Origin of the sequence: Gilliamella sp. B2887, assembly GCF_026537015.1 — a bacterium.
In the GTDB taxonomy this organism is placed as follows: domain Bacteria; phylum Pseudomonadota; class Gammaproteobacteria; order Enterobacterales; family Orbaceae; genus Gilliamella.
Window position 1 is genome coordinate 13,850 of sequence record NZ_JAFNMX010000008.1, and the last position, 12,583, is coordinate 26,432.

Below are 12,583 nucleotides of genomic sequence, written 5' to 3' on the forward strand. Positions count from 1 at the left end.
ACTTAACATAGTTAAGTTTTAATGAAATATAAACTTATTATAAAGGTTGATTAATTTTAACTCTACAAATCTCTTTGGCCCTATTTTCAGAAATAAATTGAATAATATTATGTCCAACTGCATTTTTTATTACTCAGACATCATTATCTGATCTAAATCAATTTTGCCTTATCAATACGACGATTTATTCTATTTTTGATAATGTTTACTTAAAGACAAATTAAATATAACTTTTTAATTAATAATAAACTTAATGTTTTCTTAGATTTTGCTTCGATATAAAACCTCTAAAATATAACGTAACTCTTGCACATCTAATTGACCTGGTGCTGATGCATTTTTTGCTGCACCAAATGTCATTGAAGATCCAAAGATTGTTCCAGCTACGCGGCTCACAACACCAAGACCTGACATAGACATAGTAATAATGGGTTTTTCAGCGTATTTTTCATTCATCTCGGTTGTTGCAGCAAGTAACGTTAAAACATCATCAGTTGTTTGTGGCATGACTGCAATTTTGGAAATATCAGCGCCTAAATCTTGCATTTTTCGTAATCGATAGATGATATCGCTTTTAGGGGGGGTTTTGTCAAAATCGTGGTTGGATGCTACCACAAAAACATTGTGCTGATGGGCAATATGAATAATCTCTTTTACATAGTTATCACCAATAAACACCTCAACATCAATAAGATCGATTAAACCACTATGCGCTATTTGTTTATTTAATTCCATATATGAAGTTAATGGCCAAGGTTTTACACCACCTTCGTTTTCTGTTCTAAAAGTAAACAAAATAGGTTTATTGGGTAAAAGTTCTCGAATTTGTTTCGCTATCTGTTTTACAGCATTGATATTGTCAACTTGAGTAAAGTGATCAACACGCCATTCTAACACATCAAAATCGATTGATTGTAAAAATAGTATTTCTTCGAGTAATTCTGCTTCGGTTTTACCGACAACAGGGACGATAATTTTAGGTGCGCCAGAACCTATCTCAATTCCTTTAATAGTAACGGTTTTCATTTAATATCCTGCTAGTAAAAAATCATGTTAATTGAATCTAATTCAATCAATTTCACCACCAATTATAATGGTGGTATTTAAATCTAAAAAATAGGTTTGATTATCTATTGATCTTTAAATCCCATTTTTTCTTTTATATATTCAATAGGTGCCTCTTCACCAGTCCAAATTTTAATTTGTGCTGCGCCTTGCCATAACATCATGCCAATACCATTGAGTATTTTACAACCTTGTTGCTCTGCTATTTCAAGTAATTTCGTTTTTCGTGGACTATAAATACAATCAGTTACCACAAGATCTGCTCTTAGCATAGTTGGATCGGTTATTAAACTTTGATTTTCTAATGGCTTCATACCTACGCCAGTAGCATTACAAATTACGACGCTTTCTGCAATTTCTTTGCGTAATTGTTTTTTATCATCAAGATCAGTTATATGAACCTTACATTGAGTATCTTTATTTAATTTTTTTGCTATCGCTTTGATTTTTTTGTAACACTCGTCTTTTTGGTTAAATATGGCAATCTCTCTTACACCATCTAGTGCTGCTTGTACAACAATTGCTGTTGCCGCACCTCCCGCTCCCATAATTGTTATTTTTTTACCAATAACATCAACATTCGCCTCTTTAAGCATACGCATATAGCCTATACCATCAGTGTTGTAACCTGTTAGTACGCCGTTATCATTTGAAATGGTGTTACAAGCGCCACTTATTTCAACCGCTGGTGTTAATTTATCTAAATATTGGCATACTAATTGTTTGTTTGGCATCGATACGGCACTTCCACGTAACCCTAATGCCCTTAAACCTTTTATTGCATCCGGTAACTTTTCTTGATCCACTTCGAATGCTAAATATACATAAGGTATATTCAATTTAGAATAGCTTATATTTTGCATTTGTGGCGATAAACTGTGGCGGATTGGGTAGGCCATTAATCCTATTAATAAGTGATGACCGTCGATATTATCTCTCATAGACATTCTCCAAAATAACCTTATCAAAACACAAGGTTTTATAACATAAAGATTTTTCTTCAACTAGTTAAGTTACGCGCGAATATCTATAATATACACCATAGCGCGTTAAATGAGTGATTTTGACAGGGATGGCTCATCATTACAACATTCAATTTAAATCAATATTTAAAGTAATGCTTTTCATAATGTCACAAGATCAATTTCTAAGCTTCTTTTGATACCCGACAATTATGTGTTTGGTAAAGTCATTCCTTTATATTTTTTAGTTTAGTTTAGATTTCTATCATAGAAAAATTGCATATACCACCAATCCTCATTTAGCACTTTTTAGATTTTCAGGCGTGTTTGATTTATGAATAAAATGGATTGAATTGGCTATCATACCTGAATTATTGTGATAGCATTCATTATCGTACTAATATTTAGCCTATCTTTCTTATTAATTAAAATTTAATTCATAGGAAATATAAATTCTCTGTAATTTTTGAATTAGCTTAATCATGATTTGTTATATTATTTCTATAAATATAGGTATTTCTATTAAAAATATTTATTATTTAAAGTAAAAGATATTGTTCACTTGCTAAGTTAAAAAAGGATTTTTTATTAAAATGGGAGTTACATCAAAAAAATAAAAATCAGTAGATTAAAAGCAATAACGATTAAATATCAGACAACTCTTTCAATAATCTTTAATTAAAATTTGTTTAGAAATGTTGCAAATTTATACAAAAATCAATATGTTTTGCGTTAACGTTATTTACAATCTATGTTCTACTCTATCAATTGCACTTTCTATATCTATAGCCTAAAATGTTAAACTTTGCTTCTTAACCCAGAATCTTTTTATGAATACAGTGCTTGATTTGTTCTCGTCTATAAATGCAGTTGTGGTTGCGGTAATTTGTATGTTAATTTTGTCTCTTTGCCGTGTTCATGTGGTAATCAGCTTAATTATTGGTGCGTTTGTAGGCGGATTATTTAGCCATTTATCGTTAAAAGAAACGATCGATGCTTTTAATACTGGTATTAGTAATGGTGCTAATATTGCGCTTTCTTATGCTATGCTTGGCGCTTTTGCTGTAGCGATTTCAAAATCAGGCTTGCCTGAATTATTAGCAGATAAGGCAATAAAACAGCTTACAACCAGTAGTGCTAAAAAGCGTATTAAATGGTTATTAATTATCATTATTGCACTGGTTAGTATTTCATCACAAAACATTATTCCTATACATATCGCTTTTATCCCTCTATTGATTCCACCACTTTTATATGTGATGTCGCGTTTGCAATTAGATAGAAGAATGATTGCTTGTATCATGACTTTTGGTCTTATTACACCTTATATGTTCTTACCTGTTGGTTTCGGTAATATCTTTTTAAATCAAATTTTGTTAAAAAATATTATTTCATCAGGAATGGATGTCAGTCATGTTAATGTCATGCATGCGATGGCCATTCCTGCATTGGGTATGTTTATTGGTTTATTGTGGGCTATTTTTGTAAGTTACCGAAAACCAAGAGAATATAAAATTATTCGTGAAGAAATTAATTTAGATGCACTAAACAATGTGAATAAGCGTTCACTTATTGTTTCATTATTAGCTGTCATTTTATCGTTCGCAATTCAACTTTACACCGGATCAATGATTTTAGGTGCTTTAGTTGGTTTTATTTGCTTTATTGTATCAGGCTCAATTAAGTGGGGTGAAGCAGACGGCGTATTTACTGATGGTATCAAAATGATGGCGATGATTGGTTTTGTAATGATTTCAGCTCAAGGTTTTGCCGAAGTTTTGAAACAGACTCACGAAATTGAACCTTTAGTTATCAATAGTGCTGAGTTATTCGCTGGCAATAAAGTTATTGCTTCATTTATGATGATGCTTGTTGGACTGGTTATCACCTTAGGTATTGGTTCCTCATTTTCAACTGTACCAATTATTGCTGCTATTTATGTACCACTTTGTGTACAACTTGGTTTTTCTCCTATTGCTACTGTTTGTTTAATTGGTGCATCTGGAGCGATTGGTGATGCAGGATCTCCGCCTTCTGATACTATTTTATCAACATCAGCAGGCTTAAATAGTGATGGTCAGCATGATCATATCCGCGATAGTGTTATTCCAACATTTACTCATTTTAATATTCCATTATTTATTGCTGGCTGGGTTGGATCATTAATTTTATAAACATTTAGATAGATGAGTTAAGGTCATTATTGGTTATGAATAAAAAGTCACATTCAAATATTCGAGCTATTTGTGCGCAAGCGATTTTCAATGTGCTTGAAGAGGGGCAATCGCTTAGTACGGCCTTAACGTTATTTACCCATAAAATAGCGGAAAAAGATCGCGCTCTAGTACAAGAAATCTGTTTTGGTGTGATGCGTGTTTTGCCTGAACTTAATTTTTATATTCATACTTTGATGAATAAAATTCTTACTGGAAAAAATCGAGTTTTACACTATTTATTGTTAGTGGGCATTTACCAAATTTTATATACCCGAATCCCTGAACATGCCGCAGTAGGCGAAACAGTGAATGCCGTAAATGATTTAAACAAATCATCGCTCAAAGGATTAGTAAATGGCGTATTGCGTGAATTTTTACGCCAACAGCAATCATTACAACAAAAATTTGTACAGGATGATAAACAGCAGACAACTCAAACCTTGCATCCAAGTTGGTTACTTAATCGTCTAAAACAAGCTTATCCACAGCAATGGACAAATATTGTCAATGCGAATAACCAAAAACCGCCAATGTGGTTACGAGTTAATCTTAATCACTATTCTGTTAGTGAGTATCAACAATTGTTAGCTGAACAGCAAATTGAATCAGAGACTTTTGCTGATTTACCTTGTGCTATTAGGTTATTGTCTCCTGTAAATGTAGCGAAGTTACCTTATTTTGCAGAAGGAGCAGTTACAGTACAGGATTTATCTGCTCAATATGCTGCATATTTGTTAGCACCCAAAAATGGTGAGCAAATTTTGGATATGTGTGCCGCACCAGGTGGTAAAACAACCCATATTTTAGAAATTGCACCAAAAGCAAATTTATTAGCAGTAGATGTTGATGCGTGTCGTGCTAAACGTATTGAAGAAAATCTGGCACGCTTAAAACAAGTAGCAGAAGTGAAAGTGGGGGATGGGTTGACACCTGAGAAATGGTGCAAAGGCAGACAATTTGACCGTATTTTGCTTGATTCACCATGCTCGGCAACAGGAGTGATTCGTCGCCATCCTGATATCAAGTGGTTACGTCGCGATAGCGATATTACACAATTAACTGAATTACAACACGAAATTATAACTCAAATTTGGCCATATCTTAAAGTAAATGGCATTTTAGTTTATGCTACCTGTTCAATCCTACCTGATGAAAATAAATTACAAATTGAGCGTTTTTTGCAAGAAAACAGCAATGCCCAACTTGTGGGTGACATGAAACAATTTTTACCGACTGCACAAGGTGGTGATGGTTTTTTCTATTCTGTTTTAAAAAAAAGAGTTAGTGCATTTTAAAAATGTCATGCTCTATTAAAAAATAATTAATGCATTACCGTTGTGCTACTTGCTGTAATTTTAATTAATTTAGCTAGTTGCTTACTATGTTATAATACTTTTGCTTTTATCGTCGTTTTACTCTTCAATAACAGGTGTCATATCTTATAAAAGTACAGGATAGATATTACATTGGTATGTATCATGCTGAAATCTTAATGGATTCGAATAAGTTATTCATTAATTCAGGGTGATATTTATAAAATTTTGCTCTATTTGTCCTAAAGTTAACCTTTGTAATCATTTTTAATCTTTTAATTTATGCCTTTGTAAGCCATAAGCAAATTGATAGGTTAATACCTCATCAAACCATATTTCAAGTATTGCTGGCATGTGAAACCAATACACAAGGTATTTTAGCACGATTAGATCATGCTAAGTAAAGCGACTTGTTCTTCTTATACATTGATTTTGTAATCTGGATAAAATTGGTGAATATTACGAATTTTCAAATTAATAATCATCTTTTGCAGTAATATTTTGATGGTTTTGTTCGCTATAAAATGGATGTTTGAATATAAAATTACATATTTTGTAAAAAATATTTAGGAGTCTATACCGTTTTAAATATTTTGTGTTCAAATATTTGAATTTAAAAGTTGAATATTAGATAAGCTAAATTCCAATTTGGACAATCTTTTGTAGATATGCTAAATTCTGATTTCGTTTTACGTTATAATGATTTTCTGATATGGCTTACACACTCACCTATAATGATTTACCTGAAAATATTCAAGATTGGCAAGGATTACCGCTTTCTTTAAATGGTTGTGAGGTTGTTCCACTTGATTACAATGCAGGTAAAACCGGTTGGATTATTTATGGAAAGAAATTGAATAAAACAATATTATCAACATTCCAAAATAAACTGGCTATGCCAATGGTGATTGTGTCATCGTGGACAATCAAAACCTATCAAATTGTTCGTATCGCTGGGGTAATGCCTAAAAAAGCTAAATCCATCTCACTGACTTTAGGTATTGATGTTGCACCAATTGATAATCTACCAACGTTGCATTCTCCTGGTCTACTTATCATGGATATGGATTCAACTGCAATTGGCATTGAATGTATTGATGAATTGGCTAAATTGCATGGGGTTGGCGAGCAAGTTGCTGCCGTTACTGAACAAGCTATGCGCGGAGAACTAGATTTTTCAACTAGTTTACGTAAAAGAGTTGCGACATTAAAAGGTGCATCTCAAAACATCTTACAAGAAGTGAAAGACAGGCTACCACTTACGCCAGGACTAACTTATTTAGTTCGTGAGTTGTACAAAAAAAATTGGCATGTTGCTATTGCCTCTGGGGGATTTACCTATTTTGCTGATCATCTTAAACAAAAATTAAAGTTAGTTGATGCTTATGCTAATCAATTAGAAATCAAAAATGACAAACTAACTGGTAAAGTGATTGGTGATATTGTGGATGCTAAGTACAAGGCAAGAACATTGCAGCAATTAGCAGCTTCGCTTGATATTCCAATTGAACAAACTGTTGCAATTGGTGATGGAGCAAATGATTTAATGATGATTCGGATTGCTGGACTTGGCGTAGCTTATCATGGTAAACCCAAAGTTGTTGAAAAGGCGAGAATTAGTATTAATTATGCAGATTTAACTGGTTTATGGTGTATTTTATCAACCAGTTTATTAAGTGAAGGTTAGGAGAATAACTTGGCAAAAACCGTTAAACGTGCTTATGTGTGTAATGATTGTGGTGCAGATTATCCGCGCTGGCAAGGTCAGTGTAGTGCTTGCCATGCTTGGAATACGATTACTGAAGTTAGGTTAGCAAGCACCTCATCACGTAATGACAGATTAACGGGTTACGCTGGTGGAACAGGTCAAGCCAAGATTCAAAAATTATCGGAAATTAGTTTAGAAGCCTTACCAAGATTTTCAACTGGATTTTTTGAATTCGATCGTGTGTTAGGTGGCGGAGTTGTGCCTGGCAGTGCCATATTAATTGGCGGTAATCCAGGGGCTGGAAAAAGTACTTTATTGTTACAAACGATGAGTAAATTATCTGTACAAATGAATACATTGTATGTAACAGGTGAAGAATCACTGCAACAAGTTGCTATGCGGGCTCATAGATTAGGTTTACCAACCGATAATATTAATATGTTATCTGAAACCAGCATTGAACAAATTTGTCTACAGGCTGAACAATCACAACCTAAACTTATGGTAATTGACTCAATTCAAGTGATGCACCTTGCCGATATTCAATCTTCACCTGGAAGCGTGGCACAAGTGCGGGAAACTGCAGCTTATTTAACACGCTTTGCCAAAACAAAAGGGATTGCCATTATTATGGTTGGACATGTCACTAAAGATGGTTCGCTGGCAGGTCCAAAAGTCCTTGAGCACTGTATTGACTGTTCCATTTTATTAGATGGGGATGCCGATTCTCGTTTTAGAACGCTACGCAGTCATAAAAACCGTTTTGGTGCAGTAAATGAACTTGGTGTATTTGCCATGACAGAACAAGGTTTAAAAGAGGTCAGTAATCCATCTGCGATATTCTTAAGTCGCGGTGATGAGATGTTGCCCGGCAGTTCGGTCATGGTACTTTGGGAAGGAACGCGTCCACTATTGGTTGAGATTCAGGCTTTAGTTGATCACTCTATATATGGTAACCCTAGACGCGTTACCGTAGGTCTTGATCAAAATAGATTGGCGTTATTGTTAGCTGTTTTGCACCGTCATGGTGGATTACAAATGGCCGATCAAGATATTTTTGTTAATGTTGTTGGTGGCGTAAAAGTTACTGAAACTAGTGCTGATTTGGCATTGATAGCTGCATTAGTATCAAGTTTTCGTAATCGTCCTTTACCGCAAGACGTTGTGATATTGGGCGAAATTGGTCTAGGTGGTGAAATTCGTCCGGTACCAAGTGGGCAAGAGAGAATTTTTGAAGCAGCTAAACATGGTTTTAAAAAAGCGATTGTACCTTTTGCAAATATGCCTAAAAAGAAACCCGACAATATGCAGATTTTTGCAGTGAAGAAAGTATCAGAAGCTTTAGATATTTTGAGTGATTTTTAACAATATGTTTAATAAAGATTATTCCGTCGATATTGTTTTCGGCGGAATATTATAATAGTTGGGTTTTGGCTTTCTGTTAATAACAAATCTCATAACAGGGTTGGTAAGCGGTTCCTCCTGGTAGTTTCATGCGGTCTTGTTTTATAAAACTTCTTAATAAATTATCAAGCTGTTTCATAATTTCAGGATCACCTTGTAATTTATATCGCCCATGTTCGGCAATTTGTTTCATACCAAATTCTTTGACATTGCCGGCAACAATACCCGAGAATGCTCTACGTAAATCTGCCGCCAGTAATTCAACAGGTTGGTTTTTATGCAGATTTAATGCAGCCATATTTTTGTGCAGTGGTTCAAAAGGATGTTGTAGGGATTCATCAATTTTTAATAGCCAGTTAAACCCATAAGCATCCCCCGTTTTTAAGCGCGAAGATTTTACGTGTTTTACTCCATCTTTCATAATACGAGCAACTTGTTCAGGTGAGTCAATCACAATTTGATAAAGCTTGGTTGCTTCTTCGCCTAATGTATTACGTACAAAATCATCAATGGCTGCAAAATAACCTTCACACTCTTTAGGACCAGTTAAAATTAGTGGTAGAGTCTGGTTTTTATTAGCAGGATTCAACATGATACCCAGAATATAAAGTAATTCTTCGGCTGTTCCAGGTCCGCCTGGGAATATAATAATACCGTGTGCCATTCTTACAAACGCTTCAAGACGTTTTTCAATATCCGGCATAATAATCAGTTCATTTACTAATGCATTTGGGGGTTCGGCAGCAATAATTGATGGTTCGGTCATGCCAATAAACCGGCTATCTTTATAACGTTGTTGTGCATGACCTACCGCGGCGCCTTTCATTGGTGCTTCCATTATGCCAGGGCCACAACCAGTACAAATGTTAAGCTCACGCAATCCTAGTTGTAAACCAACTTGACGAGCATAATAATATTCGCTTTCATTAATTGAGTGTCCACCCCAACAAACAATGAGATTGGGTTCTTCACCAACATGCAGTGCGTTAGCATTACGTAAAATTGAAAAAACAAGGTTGGTGATGTAGTAAGAGCGTTCTTTTTCAAGTTTATCATTAGGAACTAAATGTTTTATTGCAATTATTTGGCTATTTAAAAAAAGAATATCACGTAAAACGGCAAATAGATTAGCTTGAATTGAACGAATAATTCTTTTATCAACAAATGCACTTTCAGGTGCATTAATAAGCTCTAGTTTAACTCCCCTTTCTTTACTAATAACATTAATTTCGAAAGATTGGAATCTATCTAACAGATCTTTAGTATTATCGGTTTTACTGCCGGCATTGAGTGTTGCTAAAGAACAATTTCTAAATAACTGATAAAGATCACTATTAGCTGATTTTTTTAAAATATCAACTTCAGCTTGAGCAAGTAAGTCCATTGATCCTAATGGGCTAATATGGGTAATCATTACAACCTCCATTTGACGGTTTTATCGGCAAAAAATTATTATATATTCAAATAGAATAAAAAATAAGTAAAGCTGATAATAACTTAATTTATAAATAAGTTGATTTATAGAATATGAAAAATTTAACTGATCTTTTCTAATCAACTATTTTTCAATAGGATATTCAACAAGGATTTGAATGTAATTGTAGTATAAAATTAGATCAATTTTAATCATTGATAACAGTGATTGATTAACTCACTATGAAGATATAGAAAATGAATTTAGTTTATTAATGACTATGTAAACGAATAATCCAATACTGATATAAAAGAAGATATTTAATTAAAAAAAATTTAATTCATAAACAAAAAGATATTCTGTAGGTTCATTTCTTTCGAACTGCACCTATTATTCCTTGCTACATTAACGCTATCTATGCAGGGAACAGTAATAATAACGTCAAGTCTAAAATAAAAAATAAATCAATTTTTGTTATGTTGATATGAAATAGTTGCTTATAGTCAATAAATTAAGACTGTGCTAGACTTAACTAAACTCTGAAGCTATTTTTCCTAAGTGATAATGTTATTCATATGGTCAATTAGCCGCGGTATAGTGCAGAAATGGCTATGCTTCCCGATTTGGATAAGGTGTTTAAATTCTATATGCAATTAGTTGATAACTATCAACGGCGATTTCAATATTTGCGTTTATCGATTACTGAGCTGTGTAATTTTCAGTGCCAGTATTGTTTACCAAATGGTTATCGACCTAATAAAAATCATACGTTTCTTTCACTGAATGAAATTGATAATATTGTATCTGCCTTCAATGAACTTGGCGTAAATAAAATTCGTTTAACCGGCGGAGAACCAACATTACGACGCGATTTTGTTGATATTTTGGCAATGATTTCTTCTTATTCCAGTATTAAGGAACTGGCAATCACTACCAATGGATCGCGTTTATTAAAAAATATTTCACATTGGCAACAAGCTGGGCTAAATGCAATTAACATCAGTATTGATAGCCTATCTCCACACTTATTCAAATTAATCACGGGCCAAGATAAATTGAAAGAACTAGTGCAATGTGTTGAAAAATCATTGGAAGTTGGTATAAAAAAGGTCAAAATTAATACTGTTTTGATGAAAAATATGAATGACAATCTCGATGATTATCTATTATGGATTAAACATCGTCCAATAGAATTACGTTTTATTGAGTTGATGGAAATCGGTGATAGTAATGAGGTGTTTGAACGATATCATACCGCTGGTACAATGATTGAATCACAGCTCATTGTTCAAGGATGGCAGTTACAACCAAAGATTCCATTGTCAGGACCAGCCAAAGTATATGTACATAACGATTATCAAGGTAAAATTGGGCTAATTATGCCATATTCCAAAGATTTTTGTAAAAGCTGTAATCGATTGCGTGTGTCATCCGTTGGTAAATTACATTATTGCTTGTTTGGTAATGCAGCCGTTGATTTACGTGATTTGTTGGTAAGCCCAGATCAAAAAACACAATTACAAACCAAAATCCTTACTTCATTAATGATTAAACCAGAAAAACATTTGCTACATGATCATAATGTTGGTATCACACCGAATTTATCCTATATTGGTGGATAACTGGCATTATGTTTTGGGATATTTGTGAGCTGCCAGTGTTGAATCGCCCAATCTAAAAGTTGCTGTTGAGATGCATCTTGCCAATCTTTTGGCACTTTTTGTCCTAAAAATTGTAAAGCTTGAACAGTTAATGCCTTAAGGTTGTTTAAATCAATAGGGCTGGCATGATTTTGTTTAGAAAGCTTGTTACCATTTTTATCTAAGGCCAAAGGTAAATGACAATATGTCGGAACATTGAAACCTAATAGTTGATACAGTGAAATGTGTTTTGTTGTAACAGGTAGAAGATCGGCACCGCGTACTATCTCTGTAATGCCTTGCTCATGATCATCAAGTACGACCACTAGATTATAAGCAAATAACCCCTTTTTGCGATGAATAATAAAATCTTCTAAGGCATCTGCTTGTTGGACAGTTTGTTTCCCTCGTATTTTATCAGTAAAGGCTAAAACTGGATGATTTTGTTTAATACGAATCGCCATATGTTCGCTATTAATAACAGACAACGGTCGATCACGGCAAAATCCATCATAAATTTTATTTGCTAAACTGTGAATTCGTTGTCTTGTGCAATCACAGTAATATGCTTGTTGTTTATTAAGTAGCGATTGCAGAACAGTTTTATAACGTTTACAACAGTTTGATTGATATAAAATTTCATCATCCCAATATAAATTGAGCGCTTCGAGAGTTTTTAAAATGAGAGTTGATGCCCCTTTAACCTCCCTAGGTGGGTCGATATCTTCAATGCGAACAAGCCATTTACCACGACAGTATTTGGCTTGTAAGTAGCTGCCTAAAGCGGTCACCAACGAACCAAAGTGTAATGGTCCTGAAGGTGAGGGTGCAAAACGACCAATATATTGCATGGGCGTATTA

The 12,583-nt window shown here is 34.0% G+C and carries 9 protein-coding genes, 1 pseudogene and 1 riboswitch; of the genes and pseudogenes, 5 read left to right on the plus strand and 5 right to left on the minus strand.

The genetic code is table 11. The annotated features are described in order from the left end of the window. Positions 1-261 precede the first annotated feature (261 nt). Positions 262-1,026, minus strand: a complete 765-nt coding sequence (gene aroD, locus J3U13_RS07495; RefSeq protein WP_267341189.1) for a type I 3-dehydroquinate dehydratase — start codon at positions 1,024-1,026, stop codon at positions 262-264. Positions 1,027-1,130: 104 nt separating this feature from the next. Beyond that, positions 1,131-2,006: a shikimate dehydrogenase gene (locus J3U13_RS07500; RefSeq protein ID WP_267341191.1), complete on the minus strand. Its 876-nt coding sequence runs from the start codon at positions 2,004-2,006 to the stop codon at positions 1,131-1,133. A gap of 851 nt (positions 2,007-2,857) precedes the next feature. Between J3U13_RS07500 and J3U13_RS07505 the strand changes: the two genes are divergently transcribed. After that, the gene (locus J3U13_RS07505; RefSeq protein ID WP_267341192.1) at positions 2,858-4,201 is read left to right on the plus strand and encodes a Na+/H+ antiporter family protein; all 1,344 of its coding nucleotides are present in this window, start codon (positions 2,858-2,860) and stop codon (positions 4,199-4,201) included. Between the two features lie 35 nt (positions 4,202-4,236). Beyond that, positions 4,237-5,538 (plus strand): 16S rRNA (cytosine(967)-C(5))-methyltransferase RsmB, encoded by a 1,302-nt coding sequence (gene rsmB, locus J3U13_RS07510; RefSeq protein ID WP_267341193.1) that lies wholly within the window; start codon positions 4,237-4,239, stop codon positions 5,536-5,538. Between the two features lie 288 nt (positions 5,539-5,826). Here rsmB and J3U13_RS11525 read toward each other — a convergent pair. Beyond that, positions 5,827-6,101, minus strand: a pseudogene (locus tag J3U13_RS11525) (NAD(P)H-dependent oxidoreductase); the annotation flags it as partial. Between the two features lie 167 nt (positions 6,102-6,268). On the opposite strand from J3U13_RS11525, the gene serB reads away from it, so the two are divergent. After that, positions 6,269-7,243, plus strand: a complete 975-nt coding sequence (gene serB / locus J3U13_RS07515) for a phosphoserine phosphatase (protein ID WP_267341195.1) — start codon at positions 6,269-6,271, stop codon at positions 7,241-7,243. A 9-nt stretch (positions 7,244-7,252) separates the two neighbouring features. Continuing rightward, the gene (radA, locus tag J3U13_RS07520; RefSeq protein WP_267341196.1) at positions 7,253-8,629 is read left to right on the plus strand and encodes a DNA repair protein RadA; all 1,377 of its coding nucleotides are present in this window, start codon (positions 7,253-7,255) and stop codon (positions 8,627-8,629) included. Between the two features lie 76 nt (positions 8,630-8,705). Here radA and ppnN read toward each other — a convergent pair whose 3' ends face one another. Continuing rightward, positions 8,706-10,082, minus strand: a complete 1,377-nt coding sequence (gene ppnN / locus J3U13_RS07525; RefSeq protein WP_267341197.1) for a nucleotide 5'-monophosphate nucleosidase PpnN — start codon at positions 10,080-10,082, stop codon at positions 8,706-8,708. 525 nt (positions 10,083-10,607) lie between these two features. Further along, a riboswitch (molybdenum cofactor riboswitch) is annotated at positions 10,608-10,733 on the plus strand. On the opposite strand from ppnN, the gene moaA reads away from it, so the two are divergent. After that, positions 10,730-11,704 carry a GTP 3',8-cyclase MoaA gene (gene moaA, locus J3U13_RS07530; protein WP_267341199.1) on the plus strand — a complete coding sequence of 325 codons (975 nt, stop codon included), beginning with the start codon at positions 10,730-10,732 and terminating at the stop codon, positions 11,702-11,704. It overlaps the preceding riboswitch by 4 nt. Here the strand turns inward: moaA and gluQRS are convergent. Continuing rightward, positions 11,689-12,573 carry a tRNA glutamyl-Q(34) synthetase GluQRS gene (gene gluQRS, locus J3U13_RS07535; protein ID WP_267341200.1) on the minus strand — a complete coding sequence of 295 codons (885 nt, stop codon included), beginning with the start codon at positions 12,571-12,573 and terminating at the stop codon, positions 11,689-11,691. The two genes, moaA and gluQRS, sit on opposite strands and share 16 nt — an antisense overlap. Positions 12,574-12,583: the final 10 nt, after the last annotated feature.

Bases quoted from the DNA above. Each gene is read 5' to 3' on its own strand.
- J3U13_RS07505 (WP_267341192.1), top strand. From the start codon at position 2,858: ATGAATACAGTGCTTGATTTGTTCTCGTCTATAAATGCAGTTGTGGTT.
- gluQRS (WP_267341200.1), bottom strand. From the start codon at position 12,573: ATGCAATATATTGGTCGTTTTGCACCCTCACCTTCAGGACCATTACAC.
- rsmB (WP_267341193.1), top strand. From the start codon at position 4,237: ATGAATAAAAAGTCACATTCAAATATTCGAGCTATTTGTGCGCAAGCG.
- moaA (WP_267341199.1), top strand. From the start codon at position 10,730: ATGCAATTAGTTGATAACTATCAACGGCGATTTCAATATTTGCGTTTA.
- aroD (WP_267341189.1), bottom strand. From the start codon at position 1,026: ATGAAAACCGTTACTATTAAAGGAATTGAGATAGGTTCTGGCGCACCT.
- serB (WP_267341195.1), top strand. From the start codon at position 6,269: ATGGCTTACACACTCACCTATAATGATTTACCTGAAAATATTCAAGAT.
- J3U13_RS07500 (WP_267341191.1), bottom strand. From the start codon at position 2,006: ATGAGAGATAATATCGACGGTCATCACTTATTAATAGGATTAATGGCC.
- ppnN (WP_267341197.1), bottom strand. From the start codon at position 10,082: ATGATTACCCATATTAGCCCATTAGGATCAATGGACTTACTTGCTCAA.